The sequence below is a fragment of the Amycolatopsis sp. NPDC059235 genome (assembly GCF_042754125.1).
Lineage (GTDB): Bacteria > Actinomycetota > Actinomycetes > Mycobacteriales > Pseudonocardiaceae > Amycolatopsis > Amycolatopsis albidoflava.
In genome coordinates this window covers 1-21,950 of sequence record NZ_JBHZAG010000061.1, presented here as the reverse complement: position 1 = coordinate 21,950, position 21,950 = coordinate 1, and the positions used below count along the sequence as shown (strand labels likewise).

The following is a 21,950-nucleotide window of genomic DNA, read 5'->3' as shown; positions in this document are numbered from 1 at the left end:
AGTGGGACTCAGCGCGCACGCCCGGCGCCACGTCCAGCGGCAGGCCACGAAGCTGATCGCGGAGCGGTTCCGGGATCCGTTGCGGCGCAACGCGTTGGCCGGGTTGCTGGAGCGGACCGCCGAAGGCTGGCACCTGGCGGTGCGCACCGGGGACCCGGGAACCGCCGATGCCTTCCTGATCGGGCGCGCCGGGGTGTTCGCAGTTGTTGTCACCGATCCGCCGCCGGACGAAGCGGCGATGCGCGAGGTGGCCCGGGACGCCGAAGAACGGTTCGCCGGGCTGCCCGGCCCGGGCGGGCAGCGCATCGCCCGGAGCGCGGTGACCCTGGTCGCGATCGGCGGCGCGGGCTCCGCCGGGCCGTTCTGGTCGTTGCCCGCGGGCAAACTGGACCAGCTTTTCCGGCGCGACACGGTGCATCTGACCGCTCGGCAAGCCGCCAGGATCGCTTCGGGGCTCGCTGCGCGGTTGCGTGGCTACGAGTGGCTGACGGTCACGGCCCCGGAGAAGGAAGCCGGGTCACTCGAGCTGCTCTCGGCGGAGAGCGTCGCGGACGACCAGCTGCTCGCGGCAGTGGAGCGGCCGTTCGAAACGTGGATGACGTTCCTGCATCCCGATCAGGCCGCGCTGGCGTCGCGCAATTATTCCGGCCCGGCGCGGATCAGCGGTCCGGCCGGGACCGGGAAGACGGTGGTCGCGCTGCACCGGATGCGGCACGTCGGCCGCCGGAGCACCGGCCCGCTGCTGTTCACGACGTTCGTACGCACTCTTCCGCCGGTCAACGAGACCACGTTCCGGCGACTGGCCCCGGAGCTCGCGAGCCGGGCCGAGTTCGTCAGCCTGCACGCGTGGGCCCGGGCGTTCCTCAAGCGGCGCGGTATCGAGCTGAACACCAATCCGCGGCTCGCCAAGGACGCGTTCGCGCGCGCTTGGCGGGAGCATCGCGAGCCCCTTGAGCGGCTGGGGCCGAACTACGACTACTGGGAAACCGAGGTCCAGCGCATCATCAAGGGCCAGGGCATCGCGACGCTGGAGATGTACCAGTCCATCCACCGTGCTCGACGAGGGCTTCGGCTGGACCGGGGCCAGCGCGCGAAGGTCTGGCAGCTGTACGAGACCTACGCGGGAAATCTGGCCGCGAACGGGTTGTCCGACTTTCACGACCTGTTGGCTCGGGCCGGCGCTGAACTCGAACGGCAGCCTCTCGAAGAGCCGTATGCGGCTGTCGTGGTTGACGAAGCGCAGGACATGACGTTGACCGGCCTGCGGCTGCTGCGCACGATCGCTGGTGACGGGCCGAATCAGCTGCTGCTCGTCGGCGACGGACAGCAGCAGGTCTATCCCGGTGGCTGGCGGCTGTCCGACGCGGGGATTCCGATTCAGGGCCGGGGCGAGGTGCTCAAGGTCAACTATCGCAACCGTGCGGGCATTCTCGACTTCGCCCGGCGGATCAACGCGGTGGATGATCTGGACGGTGCGGCGGGGGTCGCGCTGCGCGACGCGGATTCGGTCAACGAGGGCGGCGTTGTGCAGTCGTGGGCCGGTACGCAGGCCGAGCTTCCGGGTGCGCTGACTGCCGCCGTCCGCGACTTGACCATTCCGCGCGGCGAGACGGCGCTGATTACCTTCAGCAATGCGGATGCCGAGCTGTGTCGGCGTTTTCTCGAAGCTGCGGGGATCCCTACGCGTGCGCTCGAACGTTACGTCGGGGAGGCCGAGGATCGGCTGCATGTCGGGACCGTGCACCGGGCGAAGGGGCTCGACTTTCGCGCGGTGCTGGTTGTCCAGTTGCCGCGGCCTTCGCCGGAAGACCCTGCGGAGCAAGAGGAACAGCGTGAGTTGCTCAGTCGGCAACGGCTGGTGGCCGCGACCCGGGCGCGGGATTTTCTGTGGTGGGGCGTCGTGCCGTCCTAACTGGACAGCAGGCGGCGGTAGTAGTCGGTGGCCGGTTTGATGCCGTGGTCCGGGTCGGCGTTGTACAGCCCGTCCGGGCCTTTCGGGCCGAAGCTGTACGGTTGATACAGCGTCGCGCAGGACGGTTCGGTTTTGGCGAGTCGTTGCCAGCGTTGCCATTCCGCGTCGTAGCGGGCCAGGTGGTAGCGCATGACCGCTTTGTCGTGCCCGCCAGCGTAACCGCGCAGCATCACTTCCCAGCCGTGATGCACGACGCGGTGCCAGGATTGGCCGTAGCGCGCGGATACTCGCAGATACGTCCGGTCGGCATGATCGCGCAACGGCAGCGTGGCGGACAACGCGACGATTTCGTCCCACATCCGGGCGGCGCTTGCTTTCTCGGCGAGCACCGGCTCGACCCGGCCCGCTGCGATGATTGCGTCGTAATCGCTGGTCAGGTCCTTGTCTGAGCCGCCGAGGAACTGGTCGCGGGTCCACATCAGCCTGCCCATCGGGTGCACCACGCTGTAATGCCCGCGCAGCACGGCCGCCGCCGACAGCAGTGCCAGGCGGCGGAAGCGGCGGACTTGATCGCCGTGCAAGCCGAGCCGCGTTGTCGCGTATTCGGTGAACGCGCCTTCCTCGCCGAGGCCGGTGTCGCGGGCCCAGCGGGCGATCACCCAGGTGTTGAGGTCGCACCACAATTCGTTGTGGAGATACGGTCCGCGCCAACCGCCGCCGCGGGACCAGGTCCAGATCCCGGCTATAATGGGATTGCTGACGACCTCGGCGAGCCCGATCGGACCGGTGCGCGGCTGGGTGCGGAATTCTTCGAACCCGTTGACCACGCCGTCGATCACGTAATTCGGGAAAGCGCCCTTGCCCTCGTATTCGCGCTGGCATTCCACTTCGATGATCTGCCGGTGCTTGCCGACGCCGATGGTCCGGTTGAACGGGATAGTCCGCCAGAAGTCTTTCGCGGTGTGCTTGATCGAGAAGACCAGGTTTTCGTGCGTTTCGACCTGATCGGTCACCTGCCGGTAGAAGTCCGGGTCGCTGGTCAGCTTGTCGCTGCCGGTGGACCAGGTGCGGTAGAAGACTCGCTTGCCGCGCAAGCACATCTCGTCGCGCAGGATGCCGAGCAGCGTCAGATGACTCGTGGCGCCGTTGGTGATCGGGTTGTTTCCAGTGTGGAACGGCACGTTCTGCACGTACGTCTCGCCGGTTCTTACGACAATTCCGTCCAGGCCGGGAAAGCGAGCGTAGATCTCGCGCAGCATCAGGCGGTGGATTTGCTGCGTGAGCGGACGGTCGAAGCTGATGCGGCCTTGGCTGTCGAGAATTTGGTCGCCGTACAGCTCGACCAGGCGTTTCGGCAGTACGATGATGTCGGTGAAGAAATACGCTGCGATGCCTGCCGCGTGCGCTCGCGCGATGTGTGCGTCGATCTTCTTCGCCGCCGCTTCGGCCCAAGCGCGACCCGGCGAATCCGCGGGGAAAATGCGCTCGTCGAAGGTTGCGAAGGTGATCGCGGTTTGCGGCGGGGTGAACTCGTTGATCACCTGACCGTCGTAGCCGTAGCTCTTCAACGTCGCGGGATCGTTGAAGCGACTGGAAAACAGCGGTTCGCCGGGATTGTTCTGAACCATGTCGAGCAGAAACGGCAACCGCCGGCCGCCGGGTTTCGCGAAAGCTGTCCCGGTGGTGGCCGCGAGAGCCGCGAGGGCGATCCCGCCGCGCAACGCCGTCCGCCGACTGGTTTCTCCCATTACGGCCACCCTTGATAGATCTGATGAATTCCCTCGACCATAAGAACGGTGTCCAGTCGAGTCAATCGGCCAACCGTCGCGTTCATGCTTGTGAACAACTGTCTTGACCAGACAGGATGCTTGCCGGTCGCCCGGCGAGCTGGTACCCCTGGTAGACCGATACATCCGATGACCGCCGCCGCAACCGGGAGTGGATGCGTCATGGACCAGGCAGGACTCAGCCGCCGCAGCGTGCTCGCCGCGGCCGGCGCCGCCGGACTGCTCGGACTCACCGCGACTTCAGCACAGGCCGCCCCCGCCGCCACCCCGTGGTACCCCTCCGCCAAATTCGGCATCTTCATCCACTGGGGCGCTTACTCAGCCGCGGCCTGGGGCGACGCGAAACACGCCGCGGAATGGTACCTGTACGCCATGAACGTCACGGATCCCGCGCGCGGCACCGGAACCCGTGACCATCACCTGCAAACCTACGGCGCGGGCTTCGCGTACGACCAGTTCATCCCGCGCTTCACCGCCCGCCGCTACAACCCGCACTCCTGGGTACGCCTGTTCGAAGAGGCCGGAGCCCGGTATTTCGTCCTGACCTCCAAACACCACGACGGCTTTCAATTGTTCCGCAATGACGTTTCCGACCGCAATTCCGTCCGCCTAGGCCCAGGCCGCGACCTGGTCGGCGAACTCTTCTCCGCGGCCGCACACTCCCCACTCAAGCGCGGCCTCTACTACTCACTGGGCGAGTTCTACAACCCCGCACTAGGCACCGCTCCCCGAAACCCTTACACCGGAACGGAAATCCCTTACACCGGCTACCGCCCAGTCGCCGACTACGTGACACAATACGAACACGCACACCTGAAAACCCTGATCGACCACTACGATCCGGACGTCCTGTGGGCAGACGGCCAGGGCTACCACGAATTCGGCGGCGGCCCGATCTTCCGGCCGAAGATGTGGGACTGGCGCAGCGACGAAATCCTGTCCTACTACTACCGACACGCCGCCGACCGTCCGCACCCGAAGAGTGTCCTGGCAAACGACCGCTTCGAGGCTTCGCACGCGGATTTCGTTACCGTGGAAGGAGATAACAAGAAGTACGTCCTGCGCCCGGATCCTTGGGAAGCCTGCCTGAACATCGGAAAGTCCTGGGGTTACAACGAAAACGAGGACCCGGCGAAGATCAAATCTTCCGTTCAGCTGATCCGCTTGCTCGCCGAGGTGGTGAGCAAGAACGGAAACCTGCTGCTCAACATCGGCCCCCGCGAGGACGGCACGATCGCGGACTGGATGAGTTCGCGCCTGCTGGACATGGGCCGCTGGCTACGCCTGAACGGCCGCGCGATCTATGGTTCGACGCCGTGGATTAGAGCAATGGACGGCGACCTGTGCTATACCCGCACACGCGGCGCGTTCCACCTGATCCCTCTCTATTGGCCCGGCGCGCGGCTTCTTGTGCCGGGAGATGTCCCGGTCAGCGATCGGTCACGAATCCGGCTGCTGGGAGGGAATTCCCGGCCGTTGTCGTGGACCCGCACTTCGGAGGGGATCGTGATCGACCTGCCTCGGCATCGGACGGACGACTTCGGGGAGGAGTTCCCGGCGGTGCTCTCGGTGACTGGTTGGTATGCGGCCGAATCGTGAAGGAGTCGCTTTCCGCCAGCCTTCGACTGTACCCAACCTGGCATTGTTCAAGAGGTGGACGGCCATAACGACTTCGGCGAGGACCAGCTCGTCACGTTTACCGAGAACGGTGAGGTCACCGGCGGCCTGGTCAAGATCCAGATCGTGTCCTTGACGTGGCCGGGGGAAGCCCGAAGCCGTCTCCCCGGGCAAACAGGAACCGTTGAGCAGGAGGCTCAGTACGCGCTGTCGTCAGTCCAGTCAGTCTGCGAGAAATCCTCTTCATCGTCGGCTGCTGGCCGCGGCCGTTGGCGAGCCTTGCGTGGTTGCCCAGGCCCCGCTTCAGCAGCGGGCTCCGGCGGCCGCGGATCGCCCTGAGCAACGCCGGGTTCGGTCGTTGGTTCGGCAGCGCCCTGCGCTTCAGGGACCGGCGTTCCGTTCGGCCATACGCAGGGCGAAGTGCTGGTGAGGAACAAGCCACCTTGCGGATTCGCTTCAAGCGCCATCCGAAAACTGTCCGTGTTGTTCTCGACCCAGAGGTACTCGTTAGGCGGATTGTTGTCGAGCACCCGGAAGTTGTGGTTCTGCCACCAAGTGCGAAGCGCATCGAAGTACGTGGGGATCTTGTCCTTTGCCAGCCCCTCGACCCGGTAGGTGCGGCTGGCCAGAACCCTGTTCTTGGGACCGTTGTCGCTCGGGTCGTTGCAATCGCCCCGCTGTTCCGATGCGAACAACGAGTAGCGAGCCTCCGCGGGCAGTGCCTCGCGTGCCTTCTTCGAGTACTCCTCAACCTGCTGGTTGGCCTGTTCGATGGTGATCGTTGGCTGCATTCCGTCTCCTCCCGTATCGCACGCGCTCAGAGACCACGTCAGGACGGCGACTGCCGCCAGGCAGATCACGGCGGTGGGTTTCCGGCGGCTTTTCACGGTTAGAAGGTCGGCTGGCCGGCGATGACGCGACCCATGTTGTTGAGCGCCTTGTTGCCGGGATCCCAATACATCGAGTGAGCGGCTGCGTTGTAACCGAATGCGTACCACGGCCCTTCGGTGCTCTGCTTCGGATCGCTTGGTCCCGAGCTGAACTTGGTGGCGTCGCTGAAGTTCTGCGGTTCGATGCCGTGCACCGGCGCGAGCTGGATCGGATCGTGCGGATCGACCGTGGAGTGAACGTGTCCTGCCGGAATCCCGAGTTCGCTGGCCTGGTTGACGCCGACTCCAGGACTGGCAACGAAAACGATGTCGTCGACATTGAGGTGCTCGTCGCGTGCGGCATGGCCGATGACGGTGGTTCCGTAGCTGTGACCGATCATCGTGTTGTGCGACGGCGCACCCTGGTGGGTCGCCCTGAGCCCGTCCTGAAAGCGGTCGAGGTCCTTCTTCGCGTCGTCCGCGTAGTCACCGCTCATCGCGTTGGGCACCACATCATCCGGTGCGTCGTAGCCGACCCAGGAGACCACCGCCGTGGACGCCGACCCGGCCTTCGCCGCCGAGTCGAACATGCGGTCGGAACGGTCCATTTCGCCTTTGATCTTGCCGAGTTCCGCACCAGTGCCGGGAACGTAAGTGGCGACGTTCTTCGCCGTGTCCGGGTTGCCTACCGAGACGATCGCCTTGCCGTCCCCGTTGGTGTCCAAGCCAATCAAGAAAGTCTGCTTCCCGCCAGGACCGATGTTGTCGAGCCGATCCTCGATCGCGCGCAGGCCGTTGAGCTTGCCCGCGATCTCGTCGAGCTTTTCCTTGCCCGGCCAATCGGCCTGATGCGGGGAACGGCGGGTCGTTCGGATTGGCCCTGGAGATCTCCGTCGCTTCTGCTTGGAGGTTGTCGGTTTCCCGCTGGAGCACCGCCCGGTTGGCCGCATCGCGATCCACGATCGGAATGCCGTCCAGGTTGCGGACCAGGTCTGGCGAGTCCCGCAGGACCGTAGCCTTCGCGGTGTCGGAGAGGGTGTCCCACCAAGCCTTGTTGTCGCCCGGGGTACCGCCTTCGGGCGGACCGATGATCGAGAGCCCGCTCTGCGCGGCACCCGCCGCGGCTGCCTGAGCGAGCGTGCCCGCGTCCCGCTCGGTTATCTCCCCGCGCAGCGTCCGGGTCAGGATCGCGGCAAGATCAGCATCCACGTCGTTCGCTCTGCGGAGGATCTGCTCGACCCGGTCCACGAGTTCAACCCGGATTTTCTCGCGCTGTGCCGCCACGTCCGGGGGCGGGGGCGGACCGGATGTCGGCGGTGCCACCACCGCGCCGTCGCCTCCGATCACCCACGAGTTCGTCCGGGCGAGCTCGTCGGTCTCGGCCACCACGGCCGTAATGCGCTCGACCGCGATTTGCGCCTCGTGCGCGCCTCGGCGGACTGCGGACGCTTCGGCTGCCCGCTGCTCCAGAGTCGAGGTCAGCGAGTTGCCCCTGGCCGACGCGGCACCTGCGGCATCGCCCGTCCAGCCATCGAACTTCGCCACGTTCTCCACGTCATCGTTCAGCGCGAGCAACTGGTTGCAGCGCTGGTTAAGCGCGTCAGAAACTCCGCCGATCGCCGCGGCGTTCCAGCGCCGTACATCCGCCCACGCGACCATCAGACCGGCCTCGGCCCACCGTGGACAGGGATTGCCCGCAGATCATGTGCTGCCGCCTGGTCGTCCGTTCGGTAGCGGCGGGCCGCCACGGTGAGCTGGTCGGCGTACTCGTCCATGTTTTTCGTCCAGGCAAGCAGCTCTCGCTCCCACCTGTCGCCGAGCATCCGCGCCGCCTCGATTGCTGTCCCGCCGGGCAACCCCTGCGCGACACCGACCAGAGTGCTCGCCAGATCAACAGATCGCGCACCGGCGGCCGACCGCCTCGCGGCCTCCGAGGACTTCTCGATCGCATCGATCACGACCTCGAACCCGCTCATCGCACTCCCACCCGCTGTGACCCTCCGACCACACTATGACCTGTGTGCGGCGAAGAAGCCCGTCGAAGTACCCGAAAATTACCCTGGTGACCGTTTCGGAAGTGCGGCAAAGAGGGGTCTCACACGCGAAAAAGCAGGGAGGCCACCCCGATCAAAAGATCGAGGCGGCCTCCCCGCAAGAAAACCCCCGTCAGCCCAGCTTCTGGCCAGCCGAGCCCAGTGCCTGCGTAGCCTCGACCACCCGGGCAGCCATGCCCGCTTCAGCGGCCTTCAGGTAGCTGCGCGGGTCGTAGACCTTCTTGTTCCCGACCTCGCCGTCGATCTTCAGCACACCGTCGTAGTTCTTGAAGAAGTGGTCCGCGATCGGGCGGGTGAACGCGTACTGCGTGTCGGTGTCCACGTTCATCTTCACCACGCCGTACGACACCGCCTCGCGGATTTCCTCCGGGAGGGAGCCCGAGCCGCCGTGGAAGACCAGTTCGAAGGGCTTCGAGCCGGCGTCCAGGCCGAGCTTCTTCGCCGCTGCTTCCTGGCCGCCCTTGAGGACGTCCGGGCGGAGCTTCACGTTGCCCGGCTTGTACACGCCGTGCACGTTGCCGAACGTCGCGGCCAGCAGGTAGCGGCCCTTTTCGCCGGCGCCGAGCGCGTCGATCGTCTTCAGGAAGTCGCCCTCGGCGGTGTACAGCTTCTCGTTGATCTCCGCCTCGACGCCGTCTTCCTCGCCGCCGACCACGCCGATTTCGACCTCGAGGATGATGTTCGCGGCCGCGGCCTTGGCGAGCAGTTCCTGCGCGATCTCCAGGTTCTCGTCCAGGTCGATGGCCGAACCGTCCCACATGTGGGACTGGAACAGCGGCAGCCCGCCACCCCGCACGCGCTCGGCGGAGATCTCGATCAGCGGGCGGACGAAGCCGTCCAGCTTGTCCTTCGGGCAGTGGTCGGTGTGCAGCGCGACGTTGACGTCGTACTTCGCCGCGACCACCTGAGCGAACTCGGCCAGCGCGGTCGCGCCGACAACCATGTCCTTCACCTTCTGCCCGGACGCGAACTCCGCGCCGCCGGTGGAGAACTGGATGATCCCGTCGCTCTCCGCCTCGGCGAACCCGCGGATCGCGGCGTTCACGGTTTCCGACGAGGTCACGTTGATGGCCGGGTAGGCGAACTCGTTCGCCTTCGCCCGGTCGAGCATCTCCGCGTACACCTCGGGGGTGGCGATGGGCATCGGTTCCTCCTCGAGACGACTGGCTTCTACAGCGGCATCGTACGAGGTGGACCGGCCGGGCCGACCGGTCCTACCTCACACGAGACGAAACCGACTGGAGCGATTCAGAGCAGCTCGGCCGCGATGGCCCGGTAGGCGGGGAACGGATCCTCGTCCAGCGACTGCACGCTGACGTGGTCCGCTCCCGCGTCAAGGTGCGCCTGCAAGCCCTTGGCCAGCGCTTTTCCGTCCCCGTGGACGGCGAGCGCGTCGATCAGGCGGTCGCTGCCCTTCCCGGCGATGTCCTCCTCGGAGAAGCCGTGCTTGCGCAGGTTCGCGGTGTAGTTGGACAGGCCGAGATAGAACTGCACGGTCTTTCGGCCGGTCTCGCGCGCCCGCTCCGGATCGGTGTCGAAGACGACCTTCTGCTCGGGCGCGAGCAGCGTGGCGGCACCGACGATCTCGCGCGCGGCCCGGGTGTGCTCCGGGGTGGTCAGGTACGGGTGCGCGGCGGCGGTGCGGTCGCGGGCCAGTTCGAGCACCTTCGGGCCGAGCGCGGCCAGCGCGCGCGACTCCTTGGGCACCCCGGCCGCGTCGAGTGCGTCCAGGTATTCGACCAGCGCCGCGTACGGCTTCTTGTACTCCTGCGTGTGCTCGCGGTGGCCCGCACCGACGCCGAGCAGGAACCGTCCCGGGTGCTTGTCCTCGATGCGGCGGAACGCCCGCGCGACGTCCTCGGGGGCGTCGGCCCAGATGTTGACGATCCCGGTGGCGACCTTGATCCGCTCGGTCGCGGCCAGCAGTTCGTCGACGATCGCCAGGTCGCCGCCGGGAGAACCGCCGAGCCAGATCGTGCCGTAGCCCAGCTTCTCCACCTCGGCGGCGAACTCGCGGTCCACCGCGGCCGACATCCGCCAAACGCCTAGCTTGCCCAGTTCGATAGCCATAACCCGCCCAACGCGCGATAACCCGGTTTTCCTCCCGTCCCGGCCGGATTAGGTTCGAAAGCATGACCAAGCTCGGCACCACGGAACTGGACATCCACGGCCTCAACCTCGGCTGCAACGTCTTCGGCAACACAGCGGACGAACCCACGTCATTCGCTGTTCTCGACGCGTACACCGCGGCCGGCGGCAATTTCCTCGACACAGCCAACACCTACGGCGGCGGTGGCGGTTCCGAAACGATCATCGGCAACTGGTTCGCCAAGCGCGGCCGCCGCGACGACATCGTCCTCGCCACCAAGGTCGGCATGGGGGACCAGCGGCCCGGCCTTTCCGCGAAGAACATCGCCGCGTCGGTCGAGGAATCGTTGCGCCGCCTGCGAACCGACCACATCGACCTGTACTACGCGCACAAGGACGATCTCGACACCCCGCTCGAAGAAACGCTCGCCGCGTTCGACCAGCTCGTGCGCGACGGCAAGGTCCGCTACATCGCCGCGTCCAACTACGAACCGGACCGGCTCGCGTCCGCACTGTCCATTTCGGACCAGAACAACCTCGCCCGATACGTTGCCCTGCAACCGCATTACAACCTGGTCGAGCGCGACTACGAGCGGGAGCTGGCCCCGCTCGTCGCCCGCGAGAACCTGGTCACGCTGCCGTATTTCGGGCTGGCCAAGGGATTCCTCACCGGCAAGTACCGCTCGAAGGACGAACCGGGCGACTCGCCGCGGGCTCCGCGGGCGCTGGCGTACCTCGACGCCCGCGGCGAACGAGTGCTCGCCGCGCTGGACGAAGTGGCCGCCGCGCACCACGCCTCGGTCGCCAGCGTCTCGCTCGCTTGGCTTCGCCAGCAGCCGACCGTCGCCGCGCCGATCGCCAGCGCGCGGATCCCGGAGCAGCTCGTTGACCTGCTCGCTTCCGTCGAGCTGACCCTGACCGACGCCGAACTCACCGCTTTGGGCGAAGCGTCGAACTGATACTTACCGAAGAGTAGCTTACTGCGGGTAGGTTGTTGTACGGTGCCCTCCGGACAGGCAAAACCGGCTCAGGAGGGCACCGTGGCTCAGAAGCAGGTCGACGGCAAGGTCGTGCTCATCACCGGAGCCGCTCGCGGGATCGGAGCCGGCCTGGCCGAGCGGCTCGCCGCGCGCGGAGCCAAGGTCGCGCTCGTCGGGCTCGAAGCCGCCGAGCAGGACGCGGTCGCCAAGCGGATCGGGCCGAACGCGAAGTCCTGGGAAGCGGACGTGACCAGCTGGGACGACCTCGAACGCGTCACCGAGGGCGTGGTCGAGCACTTCGGCGGCATCGACATCGTCATCGCCAACGCGGGCATCGCGACCGCCGGATTCGTGCGGTCGGTGGACCGCACCGCGTTCGAGCGGGTGATCGAGGTCGACCTGCTCGGTGTGTGGCGCACGTTCCGCGTCACGCTCCCGCACGTGATCGAACGCCGCGGCTACCTGCTCGGCATCTCCTCGCTCGCCGCGATCACGCACGCGCCCGGCATGGCGAACTACGCCGCGGCTAAGGCCGGCGTCGAGGCGTTCTGCAACAGCCTCCGCGCGGAGGTCGCACACCTCGGCGTGAAGGTCGGCGTCGCGCACCCGACCTGGATCCGCACCGACCTGGTCGAAAGCGCCGACGCGCACCCGGTGTTCGGCAAGCTGCGTTCCGGCATGCCCGGCCTGCTCGGCAAGACCTACCCGCTGGACGTCGCGCTCGACGACCTGGAGGCCGGGATTCTGCGCCGCGCCAGGACGATCCACGTGCCACGCTGGGTCGGCGGACTGAAGCTGCTGCGCTCGTTCCTGCCGCCGATCGTCGAACTCGGCGCGCGGACCCGGGTGCCGGCGGCGGACCGGGCCGCGCTGAAGGACGTCGAGGAACGCGGCGCGTACGAGTCGTCGGTCACCGGCCACGGCGGGCGCGCGGCCACGAAGCGCAGCTGAGGAGCGCCATGTCCCGTCGCGACCAGATCCGGATGACTCCGGACGAGGTGCAGGCCTACCTGGCCGAGCAGAAGGTCATCAACGTGGCCTCGGTCGGCCCGAACGGCAGGCCGCACCTCACCGCCCTCTGGTACTACCCGCACGAGGGCGGGGTCGCGACGTGGACGTATGGCACCTCGCAGAAGGCGAAGAACCTGCGCCGGCTGCCCGAGGCGACCGTGCTGGTCGAAAGCGGCGACGCGTACGACCAGCTGCGCGGGCTTTCCTTCGAGGCGGACGTCGAGTTCGTCGCGGACACCGACCAGGTCACGGCGATGGGGATCGCGCTGATGATGCGCTACTCCGGAGCCGAACCGGGTGCGCCGGTGCCAGACGAGCTGCGGACCTTCATCGAACGGCAGGCGCCGAAGCGGGTCGGGCTGATCCTGCGTCCGACGAAGATCGCGAGCTGGGATCACTCGAAACTGGGCGGCACCTACTAGGGGACGAGGGCCACGAAGCTGAGCCCGGAAGTGCGTTCTGCCAGGTCAAGAGCGGTTTCCGGGTCGTCGAGGCCCACCTTCAGCAGCTCCACCGCGGAGAGGTCCAGCACGCCCGAGCGGACCAAATTCCACACCCTCGTCACCGTTTCGTCGTCGCTCATCCAGGAGCCGCGCAGGGTGAGCCTGCGGTGCATGAAGTCGCCGTAGGGAATGGCGAGGTCCTGGCGTACGCCGCCGACGAGCACCAGCGTCCCGCTCACGCGCAGGCTGTCGTAGGCGGCCATCGTCGCGTCGGCCGTCGGCGTGGCGCCGAGAGCATCGAGGGCTATGTCGACCGGGCCGATCGCCGCCGCGTCCGTCGCGCGATCGCCGGTCAGCTGATGGGTACGCACTCGCGGGCTGAGTTCGGCCAGCCGGTCGAGCGCGACCTTGTTGCGGCCCACCGCTGTCACCGTCGCCGCGCCTTCCGCCAGCGCCAGCATCACCGCCGCGCCGCCCATCTGACCGGTCGCGCCGATCACCGCGACGTCGCGCCCGGCCAGCGGACCTGCCGTACGCAGTCCTGCGGCGGCAACGCAGAGCCACGGCAAAAACGCCAGCCGCGCCGGGTCCGGGTAATTCTCGGCACCGGGTAGTTTGACCATAGTTTCCTTGGCGCACAACGCTTTCTCCGCGAAGGCACCGTCACGCCACACCTCGCGCATGCGGTCAGTGCGCGCGCTGCCGCCTGAACCGCCGAGGCCGACCCAGCCGACCAGGATTTCGTCGCCGTCGCCCGCGTTGAGCAACGCCGTGTCCAGCACGACGTCGCCGGGCGCGACGTGGAAGACGTCCGGCGCGACGTCAGTCACGCGTCCGATGCACGACGGGCCAAGGATCAGCGGGGTCAGCAGGCCGCCGCGACCGCCCGTCACCACCGCTTTCGTGTACGCCGGGAGGTGCGCGGCGAGCACCTCCACGACCACGCCACCGCCCTGGAGCGCGGGTTCCGGGACCTCGGAGAGGCGCAGGTCGTCGTCTTGTGAAGCAACAGTCCAAGCTCGCATACGACAACCCTCGCGCGCCGTTAAGCTGGTATCCAGAATCGCTTTATTCTGGTACTGGAGGTTCTAGGGTGAGCGTCGAACTGGGCACTTTCCTGCGCAGCCGCCGCGAGCGGATCGCCCCGGCCGACGCGGGCCTGCCGATCACCGGACGCCGCCGCACGCCCGGGCTGCGCCGCGAGGAGCTGGCGTTGCTGGCCGGAATCAGCGCCACCTGGCTCACCTACCTCGAACAGGGCCGCGACGTCCGCCCGTCCGACCAGGTGCTCGACGCCCTGGCCCGCGCGCTGCGGCTGACCAGCGCCGAGCAAGAACACCTGCGTCGCCTCGCCGACGGCGGAAAGGCCCCGGAAGACGCTCCCGAAGAGGCTGCGCCCGAGGTCGCGGGCGTCCCGGCGATGCTGGGCGACAACCCCGCGTATGTCACCGGCATCTGCTACGACCTGCTGGCGTACAACGACGCCGCCGCGGAGCTGTTCCGGAACATCGAACCGGGCACCAACGTCGTCCGCTGGATGTTCACCGAGCCCGCCGCGCGCGAAGTCCTGGTCGACTGGGAGCAGGAGGCGCGCAACATCCTGGCCCGGCTGCGCGCGATCGCCGGAGGGCATCCCGATCACCCGCGCGTGACCCGGCTGGTGGCCGAGCTGACCGAGGCGAGTCCCGAGGTGCGCGAGTGGTGGCCGCACTACGAGATCCAGTTCAGCCACGCAGGTCACAAGCGCTTTCGACACCCCCGGCTCGGCGTGGTCACCGCGTCGCACGCCGCGTTCCACGTGGCCGAGCGGCCGGAGCAGACGTTGGTGGTCTACCGGCTGCCGAGTGGTACTGGCGAGTAGGAAGTACTTTGAAGTAACTGTTACCTGAGGTAACATCAACGCCGCCAGACCCCCAGCGCAGCGGAGGCCGACAAGATGACCGAGCGGTTCAAGGTCGTGATCGTGGGCACCGGGTTTTCCGGGCTCGGCCAGGCGATCCAGCTCGAAAAAGCGGGCATCCGGGACTACGTGATCCTGGAGAAAGCCGACGAGGTCGGCGGCACCTGGCGGGACAACTCGTACCCGGGCTGCGCGTGCGACGTGCAGTCGCACATGTACTCGTTCTCCTACGCGCAGAACCCGGACTGGAGCCGGTCGTTCTCGCCGCAGCCGGAGATCTTCGACTACCTCAAGGGCGTCGCTGACTCCTACCGGCTGCGCGAGAAGATCCGGTTCGGCGTCGAGATCACCGGCGCGCACTGGGACGAGGGCGGACGCCGCTGGACGATCGAGACCAAGGGCGGCGCCGAGTTTTCCGCGCAGTTCCTCGTCGCCGGCGTCGGCGGGCTGCACATCCCGCAGATCCCGAAACTGCCGGGGATCGCCAAATTCAAGGGCCAGACCTGGCATTCGGCGCAGTGGAACCACGAGTTCGACCTGGCGGGCAAGCGGGTCGCGGTGGTCGGCACCGGCGCGAGCGCGGTGCAGTTCGTGCCGAAGATCGCGCCCGAGGTCGGCGAACTGACGCTGTTCCAGCGCACGCCGCCGTGGATCATGCCGAAGCCGGACCACGCGATGCCGGGCTGGGCCAGGCAGTTGTTCAAGCGCGTGCCGGGCACGCAGCGGCTCTACCGCAACGCGTTGTACTGGATGCTCGAATCCCGCGCGATCGGGTTCAACGGGCACCCGAAACTGATGCAGGCCGCCGAGGTTCTCGCGCGCAGGCACATCGCGAAGGGCATCAAAGACCCCGCGCTGCGCCGGAAAGTCACGCCCGACTACACGATGGGCTGCAAACGCGTCCTGCTGTCGAATGACTATTTCCCGGCACTCGACCGCCCGAACGTCGACGTGGTCACCGACGGTATCGCCGAGGTTCGCGCGCACAGCATCGTCGACACCGCCGGGGTCGAGCACGAGGTCGACGCGATCATCTACGGCACCGGCTTCAAGGTGACCGACGCCCTGGAGTACCTCGACATCACCGGCGTCGAGGGCCGCAATCTCGCGAAAACCTGGGCCACCGAAGGGATCCAGACGCACAAGGGCATCACCGTGTCCGGATTCCCGAACCTCTTCTTCCTGCTCGGCCCGAACACCGCGCTCGGCCACAACTCCGTGGTGTTCATGATCGAATCGCAGTCCCGCTACGTGGTCGACGCGATCCGGCTGGCCGACTCGCGCGGCGCCGCGGCGCTCGACGTGCGGCCGACGGTGCAGGACGAATTCCAGGAGCAGATCCAGGACAAGCTCGTCAAGGGCGTGTGGACCCAGGGCGGCTGCAAGAGCTGGTACCTCGACGCGAAGGGCGTCAACCGGACGATCTGGCCGGGCTTCACCTGGCGGTACTGGCTGGAGACCCGGCGCGTCGAGCCGAGCGACTACGAACTGAGCGGCCGGTCATGAGTGCCGATCACGAACAGATCGTGCTCCACGCCCGTGACGTGGAGTTCGATTGGTCGAAGCTGCCGATGCACTGGATTCCCGGGCAACCGCAGGCCACGCACAGCATCAACGTGCTCCATCTCGCGCTGCCCGAGGGCGAACGCTGGTTCGTCGAGGTGTTCAAGCAGGCCGTCCCGCTGATCCGCGACGAGCGGCTCAAGGAGGACGTGCTCGGGTTCATCGGCCAGGAGGCGATGCACGCCGAGGCGCACGACGGCGCGGCCGAACACCTGGAGTCCGCCGGGGTTTCCGTGCGGCCCTACATCGCGCAGATGGAGTGGATGTTCCGGCGGCTGCTCGGCGACCGGCCCGGATCGAGCCGGGAATGGCTGATCGAACGGCTCGCGCTGGTCGCGGCGATCGAGCACTACACCGCGTTTCTCGGCCAGTGGATCCTCGACGCGAAGGAACTCGACGCGGCGGGCGCCGACGAGACCATGCTGGATCTCCTTCGCTGGCACGGCGCCGAGGAAGTCGAGCACCGGTCGGTGGCCTACGACCTGTTCTGCCACCTCGACGGCCGCTACGGTCGGCGGGTGCGTTCGATGATCGTGGTGACGCCGGTGCTGGCGTGGGTTTTCCTTCGCGGGACGCGGTTCCTGATGAAGAACGACCCGACGCGCCCCGGCCGCACCAGCTGGCGGGCGTACGTGCGCGCCGCCCGCCGGGGACTGCTGCCGGGACCGCGCGAACTGCTGCACGAGATCCGGCCGTACTTCCGGAAGTCCTATCACCCCACCGAAACCGGCAACACCGACCAGGCGGTGGCGTACCTGGCGAGTTCGCCCGCGGCCAAGGCCGCCGACGCTCCGCGATGACCGCACCGCAGTTCCCGCCCCGGCTCGACGGCAGCGGCAGACGCGACCGGCTGATGTCCACTTTGGTCGCGGTCACCGCGACTTATCGGCGGCTGGCGGAGATTTCCGGCCGAAAGCGTCCGCCGGTGCGGGAAGTCGACCGTCGGCTGCCCTTGGTCGTGGACGCCGTGCGCACCGAGGCCGACGGTGTGGTGAGCCTGCGTCTCGTGCGGCCCGACGTTAACCCGTTGCCTGCCTGGCGTCCTGGCGCGCACATCGACCTGATGCTGCCTTCGGGCGAAGTGCGGCAGTACTCGCTGTGCGGCTCGCCTTCGGACCTGTCGCACTACCGGATTGCCGTGCGGCGCATCGGTTCCGCGTCCGCCGAGGTGCACGCGCTCACCGCCGGAACTCGCGTCACGGTGCGCGGGCCACGCAACGCTTTCCCGTTCGTCACCGCGCCCGCGTACCACTTCGTCGCGGGCGGAATCGGGATCACGCCGATCCTGCCGATGGTGCACCGCGCGGAGGCGAGCGGCGCGGACTGGCGGCTGGTCTACACCGGCCGCGACCGCGAGTCGATGCCGTTCCTCGACGAGCTTCCGGCCGAGCGGGTGCGGATCCGGCCGGACAAGGAGTTCGGCATTCCCGCGTCCGGCGCGGAATTGCTGGAGGAAATGCCTTCAGGCGCTTCCGTGTACTGCTGCGGCCCGGTGCCGATGATCACCAGCGTGCGCGTCGATCTGGCCCGCACGGACGCCGCCGCGGTGTATTACGAACGGTTCGCGCCGCCGCCGATCGTGGACGGCGAGCCGTTCCAGGTGGTCCTGCGCCGCAGCGGCCGCACCCTCGACGTGCCTGCCGACCGCTCCACGCTCGACGTGGTGCGCGAGGTGCTGCCCGACGTGCCGTACTCCTGTCGCCAGGGCTTCTGCGGCACCTGCGAGGTGGCGGCCGAAGACGGCGGGCGAGTGCGGATCTGCGTCGACCGCGGGCCCGCCGTCCTGGAGCTCTAGTTCTGCGGGGGGACCCAGTCGCCGAGCACCGGCTTGAACTCGCGGACGGTGCGCTCGGCCACCACGCCCTCGAGCGCGTACGGGTCGTTGTCGATCAGTTCGGCCAGCGCCGCCTCGTCCTCGGCCTGCCACAGCACCAGCCCGCCCGAGTTGTCGGCGAGCGGGCCGGCGACGGCCACGCGACCTGCCTCGACGTGCTCTTTCAGGTAGTCCCGATGGCGCGGCCGGACGTCGGCCAGCTTCTCCTGGACGTAGCGGATTTCGACGAGGTACCAGGCCATGCGCTTACTCCCGGGGTGAACACGACGGTGACGCCGCAGACGCTACCGGTGACGGCCGGGCGGACGCACCATGCGAGCGGTGGCAGCGGGAGGCCAACCCGATAGGCTAGGCGCGGGCGGAACCTGTGTGCACGCTGTGCCTATCGCGCACGCGTTGGGGCCTGCGGAGCGGACACGTCGAGGACAGGCGGGGATACATGCTGGAGGGGAACGCGGAACGCAGCGTCGAGGCGACCCTCGGCCACCTGCGGACCATGGACGGGCCGGTCCCGGCGCAGCCGCCGACCGCCCCGTTGAACCTGGAAGACCTCTACCGGCAGCACCGGATGCGGCTCGTGCGGCTCGCCATCCTGCTGGTCGACGAGCCGGCCACGGCCGAGGACGTCGTGCAGGAGGCCTTCACCGGGCTGCACCGCAACTGGGGCAGGCTGCGCGACGCCGCCGCGGCGGTCGGCTACCTGCGCACCGCGGTGGTCAACGGCTCGCGCAGCGTGCTGCGGCGGCGCAAGACCGCCCGCGAGTACGTGCCCCCGCACGCGGTGAACGCCCGGTCCGCGGAAAGCCTCGCGATGCTCTCCAGCGAGCACCAGGCCGTGGTCAACGCGCTGTCGAAGCTTCCGCCGCGCCAGCGCGAGGTGCTCGTGCTGCGCTACTACGGCGGGCTGAGCGAAGCGGAGATTTCGGAAGCCGCGGGCATTTCGAAGGGCACCGTGAAGTCAACCGCCAGCCGAGCGCTTGAGGCGTTGCAGAAGGCAATGCAGCCGCCCCAGTGACCTGGGCGGACCAATCTCGCGCTGGTCGGCCCTCTCTGGTCCAGACCAATATATGCTGGACCGCGTGAAACACCCCGGAGACTTCGTCATCACGGGCGGCCGCGTCGTGGCCCCGGACCGCGTACTCGACGACGGCTGGCTCGCCGTGTCCGGCGGACAGATCGCCGCGGTAGGCACCGGCACGCCCCCGAGCAGCCCGGATGCCACGACGGTCGACGTCGCCGGCGCGCTGGTCGTCCCCGGTTTCGTGGACACCCACTGCCACGGCGGCGGCGGTGCGTCGTTCTCGACGCTCGACCCGGACGAGATCCGCACCGCGGTCCGCGCGCACCGGCGGCACGGCACCACGACCATGCTCGCGAGCCTGGTCTCCGACCCGATCGACCTGCTCACCGAGCAGATCGCCGCGCTGCGCGAACTCGTGCAGGAGGGCGATCTCGCGGGCATCCACCTCGAAGGCCCGTTCATCTCGCGCGCCCGCTGCGGCGCGCACGATCCGGATACTCTGCGCGAACCGGACACCGGCACCGTCGAGAAGCTGCTACGCGCCGGCCACGGCTCCATCCGGATGGTCACGCTCGCGCCGGAGCTGAACGGCGGCGTGAAGGCGGTCCGGCAGCTCGCCGAGTCGGGCGTGATCGCCGCGATCGGGCACACCGACGGGGTCGCCGACCAGCTGGTTCCGGCCATCGACGCCGGCGCGACGGTCGCCACCCACCTGTTCAACGGCATGCGCCCGCTGCACCACCGCGAGCCGGGCCCGGTCGGCGTGCTGCTCGACGACGAGCGCGTGACCGTCGAGCTGATCTGCGACCTGGTCCACCTGCACCCGACCGTCGTGCGGCTGGCCGCGCAGCACGCGGGCCGCGGCCGGACAGTGCTGATCACCGACGCCATGTCGGCCACCGACGCCGCCGACGGCCGCTACACCCTCGGCAGGCTGGCGGTCGACGTCCACGACGGCGTCGCCACCTTGGACAACGGTTCGCTCGCCGGAAGCACGCTGACCATGGACAACGCCTTCCGCAACCTGGTGAAGGGTGCGAAACTCGACGTACTGGACGCCGTCCGGGCGACGTCGGCGCGACCGGCCGAACTGCTCGGCATCGCCGACCGCACCGGCGCACTGCGCCCCGGCCTCGCCGCGGACGCGGTGATCCTGGACGACGACCTGCGCCCATCCCGGGTACTGCACCGGGGCGAATGGGTGGCCGAGGCGGGCCGGGCTACCTTGAGTACGTGACGAGCTAGCACTTCGACAGGCGGACGGAGCGGATGAGCGAGCCGAAAGACCCGGAACGGTTACTGGCCGACGCGCTGCGTGCCCAAGCTGTCTTCGCTCCGCACGTCGCGGCGAACCCGGTCGAAGAGCAGGCCGGGACCGGCGCACAGGGCGCGGTCCAGCCCGGCGCTTCCGGCACGGGCTCGTTCAGCGCGGCCGGCGGTCCTGGCATTTCCGGCCCTGGTACTGCCGGAACCGGCTCGTTCAACGCGGCCGGCGGTCCCGGCATCTCCGGCCCTGGCACTGCCGGAACCGGCTCGTTCAACGCCGCTCCGGCTTCCGGCACCGGGTCGTTCGGCGCCTCGGCCCAGACCGGCGCGCCGTCGCAGACCGGCCCGACCACCGAACTGCCGCCCAACTACGGGCTGTTGTCCGGCGCGGGCGCGGACTCGCTCGCCCGCGAACGCGCCGCCCTCGACGCGGCCGACTACACCTCGCCCGGCACGACCGGCTCGATCCCGCCGGTCGGGGCCAGCGACGCGACCGTCCGCCGTCCCGCGCAGGCGGCGCAGAGCGGCCCCCTGCCCGCGCACTGGGTGCTGCTGCTGGCCGTACTGCTGGGGCTGGCCGCCGGGTCCGTCATCGGCCTGCTGACGCTGATCTGAGGCCCGAAACCGCCCTGGCTTGCCCGGACGGCCACCGCGGGAGGGCACTCCCGGGCCGAGTTCTTAACCCCGATCCCACACCGATGACCTGCGATTCCTTGCCCGATGAGGCCACCGTGAGTCACCCTGTACCGTTTTCGGTGTGATTCTCGCCCAGAACACAGTGACCACCATGTCCCTGCTGCCGTCGTGGCTGGACCCGCAGCATCTGCTGAACGGGCTGACGGCGCCAGTGATCGCCGTGCTGTGCTTGATCATCTTCATCGAGAGCAGCATCTTCCCGGTGCTGCCCGGCGACTCGCTGCTCTTCACCGCGGGCCTGTTCATCGCGAACGGCACGCTGAAGGCGCCGCTGTGGCTGGTGTGCGTGCTGGTCACGGTCGCCGCGCTGCTGGGCAACGTCGTGGGGTACTACCTCGGCTACTTCGTCGGGCCGAAGCTGTTCAGCAGGCCGGATTCGAAGTTCTTCAAACAGGAGTACGTCGACAAGACGCACAGCTTCCTGGAGAAGCACGGTCCGAAGGCGGTCGTGCTGGCCCGGTTCGTGCCGTTCGTGCGGACGTTCATCACCTGGATCGCCGGCATCGGCCGGATGGACCCGAAGCGCTACTTCACGTACACGGTCCTCGGCGGCATCCTGTGGGCCGCGGGCATCACCGTGCTGGGGTCGCTGCTGGGCAACATCGGCTTCATCCGGGACAACGTCGACGCGATCTTCGTCCTCATCGTGCTGGTGTCGGTGGTGCCGATCGCCATCGAGTACCTGAAGAGCCGCCGCGAGAAGAAGGCGCGCCCGGCCGACGATTCCGCCGACGTCACGCAGCAGATCCCGCGCGTGCGCGACTGAGGTTTTTCTTCGCTGATCGAAGCGGGGGGCGGGCTTTACGGTCGCCGCGGGCATAGGTTGGGGGGGGAGTAGGGGATAGAGAAAAACAAGCCCCGGTTGTATATTGTTTAAGGGGGGGGGGGCGGTTTTTTAATGCGGGGGAA

At 67.9% G+C, this 21,950-nt stretch carries 21 protein-coding genes; 13 read left to right on the top strand and 8 right to left on the bottom strand.

The genetic code is table 11. From position 1 onward, the window contains the following. Position 1: 1 nt before the first annotated feature. Positions 2-1,912 carry a UvrD-helicase domain-containing protein gene (locus ACFXI3_RS31785; protein ID WP_378404515.1) on the top strand — a complete coding sequence of 637 codons (1,911 nt, stop codon included), beginning with the start codon at positions 2-4 and terminating at the stop codon, positions 1,910-1,912. Here the strand turns inward: ACFXI3_RS31785 and ACFXI3_RS31780 are convergent. Beyond that, on the bottom strand, positions 1,909-3,660 hold the full coding sequence (locus tag ACFXI3_RS31780; protein ID WP_378404513.1) for a hypothetical protein: 1,752 nt from the start codon (positions 3,658-3,660) through the stop codon (positions 1,909-1,911). The genes ACFXI3_RS31785 and ACFXI3_RS31780 overlap by 4 nt on opposite strands. A gap of 201 nt (positions 3,661-3,861) precedes the next feature. On the opposite strand from ACFXI3_RS31780, the gene ACFXI3_RS31775 reads away from it, so the two are divergent. Next, a complete protein-coding gene (locus tag ACFXI3_RS31775; RefSeq protein ID WP_378404511.1) occupies positions 3,862-5,298 on the top strand; it encodes an alpha-L-fucosidase in 1,437 nt (478 codons plus the stop codon). A 215-nt stretch (positions 5,299-5,513) separates the two neighbouring features. On the opposite strand, the gene ACFXI3_RS31770 is transcribed toward ACFXI3_RS31775, so the two are convergent. The 5 genes from ACFXI3_RS31770 to ACFXI3_RS31750 all read right to left on the bottom strand — a co-directional run bounded on the left by ACFXI3_RS31770 (position 5,514) and on the right by ACFXI3_RS31750 (position 10,309). After that, positions 5,514-6,107, bottom strand: coding sequence for a hypothetical protein (locus ACFXI3_RS31770; RefSeq protein ID WP_378404509.1), 594 nt, complete (start codon positions 6,105-6,107; stop codon positions 5,514-5,516). Between the two features lie 98 nt (positions 6,108-6,205). Next, entirely contained in the window at positions 6,206-7,135 is a 930-nt protein-coding gene (locus ACFXI3_RS31765) for an alpha/beta hydrolase (protein WP_378404573.1), read from the bottom strand. 708 nt (positions 7,136-7,843) lie between these two features. Then, positions 7,844-8,161: a type VII secretion target gene (locus ACFXI3_RS31760; protein ID WP_378404507.1), complete on the bottom strand. Its 318-nt coding sequence runs from the start codon at positions 8,159-8,161 to the stop codon at positions 7,844-7,846. A 190-nt stretch (positions 8,162-8,351) separates the two neighbouring features. Next, complete coding sequence (gene fbaA / locus ACFXI3_RS31755) at positions 8,352-9,383, bottom strand: class II fructose-bisphosphate aldolase (protein WP_378404505.1); 1,032 nt, start codon at positions 9,381-9,383, stop codon at positions 8,352-8,354. 104 nt (positions 9,384-9,487) lie between these two features. After that, positions 9,488-10,309: an LLM class F420-dependent oxidoreductase gene (locus ACFXI3_RS31750; protein WP_378404503.1), complete on the bottom strand. Its 822-nt coding sequence runs from the start codon at positions 10,307-10,309 to the stop codon at positions 9,488-9,490. Positions 10,310-10,371: 62 nt separating this feature from the next. On the opposite strand from ACFXI3_RS31750, the gene ACFXI3_RS31745 reads away from it, so the two are divergent. The 3 genes from ACFXI3_RS31745 to ACFXI3_RS31735 all read left to right on the top strand — a co-directional run bounded on the left by ACFXI3_RS31745 (position 10,372) and on the right by ACFXI3_RS31735 (position 12,740). Beyond that, entirely contained in the window at positions 10,372-11,286 is a 915-nt protein-coding gene (locus ACFXI3_RS31745) for an aldo/keto reductase (RefSeq protein ID WP_344266506.1), read from the top strand. An 81-nt stretch (positions 11,287-11,367) separates the two neighbouring features. Continuing rightward, positions 11,368-12,258: an SDR family oxidoreductase gene (locus ACFXI3_RS31740; RefSeq protein WP_344266510.1), complete on the top strand. Its 891-nt coding sequence runs from the start codon at positions 11,368-11,370 to the stop codon at positions 12,256-12,258. A gap of 8 nt (positions 12,259-12,266) precedes the next feature. Next, complete coding sequence (locus ACFXI3_RS31735) at positions 12,267-12,740, top strand: pyridoxamine 5'-phosphate oxidase family protein (protein ID WP_378404501.1); 474 nt, start codon at positions 12,267-12,269, stop codon at positions 12,738-12,740. Here ACFXI3_RS31735 and ACFXI3_RS31730 read toward each other — a convergent pair. Next, positions 12,737-13,786 (bottom strand): zinc-binding dehydrogenase, encoded by a 1,050-nt coding sequence (locus tag ACFXI3_RS31730; protein WP_378404499.1) that lies wholly within the window; start codon positions 13,784-13,786, stop codon positions 12,737-12,739. The two genes, ACFXI3_RS31735 and ACFXI3_RS31730, sit on opposite strands and share 4 nt — an antisense overlap. Positions 13,787-13,854: 68 nt before the next feature. Between ACFXI3_RS31730 and ACFXI3_RS31725 the strand changes: the two genes are divergently transcribed. From ACFXI3_RS31725 to ACFXI3_RS31710, 4 genes are all read left to right on the top strand, one after another. Then, entirely contained in the window at positions 13,855-14,622 is a 768-nt protein-coding gene (locus tag ACFXI3_RS31725; RefSeq protein WP_378404497.1) for a helix-turn-helix transcriptional regulator, read from the top strand. Positions 14,623-14,697: 75 nt separating this feature from the next. Continuing rightward, on the top strand, positions 14,698-16,167 hold the full coding sequence (locus ACFXI3_RS31720) for a flavin-containing monooxygenase (RefSeq protein ID WP_378404495.1): 1,470 nt from the start codon (positions 14,698-14,700) through the stop codon (positions 16,165-16,167). Further along, complete coding sequence (locus ACFXI3_RS31715; RefSeq protein ID WP_378404493.1) at positions 16,164-17,024, top strand: metal-dependent hydrolase; 861 nt, start codon at positions 16,164-16,166, stop codon at positions 17,022-17,024. Before ACFXI3_RS31720 ends, ACFXI3_RS31715 begins: the two co-directional genes overlap by 4 nt. Continuing rightward, entirely contained in the window at positions 17,021-18,019 is a 999-nt protein-coding gene (locus tag ACFXI3_RS31710) for a PDR/VanB family oxidoreductase (protein WP_378404491.1), read from the top strand. The genes ACFXI3_RS31715 and ACFXI3_RS31710 overlap by 4 nt, the downstream gene beginning before the upstream one ends. Here the strand turns inward: ACFXI3_RS31710 and ACFXI3_RS31705 are convergent. Next, positions 18,016-18,300 (bottom strand): YciI family protein, encoded by a 285-nt coding sequence (locus ACFXI3_RS31705; protein WP_344266529.1) that lies wholly within the window; start codon positions 18,298-18,300, stop codon positions 18,016-18,018. The two genes, ACFXI3_RS31710 and ACFXI3_RS31705, sit on opposite strands and share 4 nt — an antisense overlap. Before the next feature lie 197 nt (positions 18,301-18,497). Between ACFXI3_RS31705 and ACFXI3_RS31700 the strand changes: the two genes are divergently transcribed. The 4 genes from ACFXI3_RS31700 to ACFXI3_RS31685 all read left to right on the top strand — a co-directional run bounded on the left by ACFXI3_RS31700 (position 18,498) and on the right by ACFXI3_RS31685 (position 21,807). Then, positions 18,498-19,073 (top strand): SigE family RNA polymerase sigma factor, encoded by a 576-nt coding sequence (locus ACFXI3_RS31700; protein ID WP_051172562.1) that lies wholly within the window; start codon positions 18,498-18,500, stop codon positions 19,071-19,073. Positions 19,074-19,125: 52 nt separating this feature from the next. After that, entirely contained in the window at positions 19,126-20,316 is a 1,191-nt protein-coding gene (gene nagA, locus ACFXI3_RS31695) for an N-acetylglucosamine-6-phosphate deacetylase (RefSeq protein ID WP_378404488.1), read from the top strand. A 32-nt stretch (positions 20,317-20,348) separates the two neighbouring features. Then, complete coding sequence (locus ACFXI3_RS31690) at positions 20,349-20,960, top strand: hypothetical protein (RefSeq protein WP_344266542.1); 612 nt, start codon at positions 20,349-20,351, stop codon at positions 20,958-20,960. Between the two features lie 142 nt (positions 20,961-21,102). Next, positions 21,103-21,807 (top strand): DedA family protein, encoded by a 705-nt coding sequence (locus ACFXI3_RS31685; RefSeq protein ID WP_378404486.1) that lies wholly within the window; start codon positions 21,103-21,105, stop codon positions 21,805-21,807. Positions 21,808-21,950: the final 143 nt, after the last annotated feature.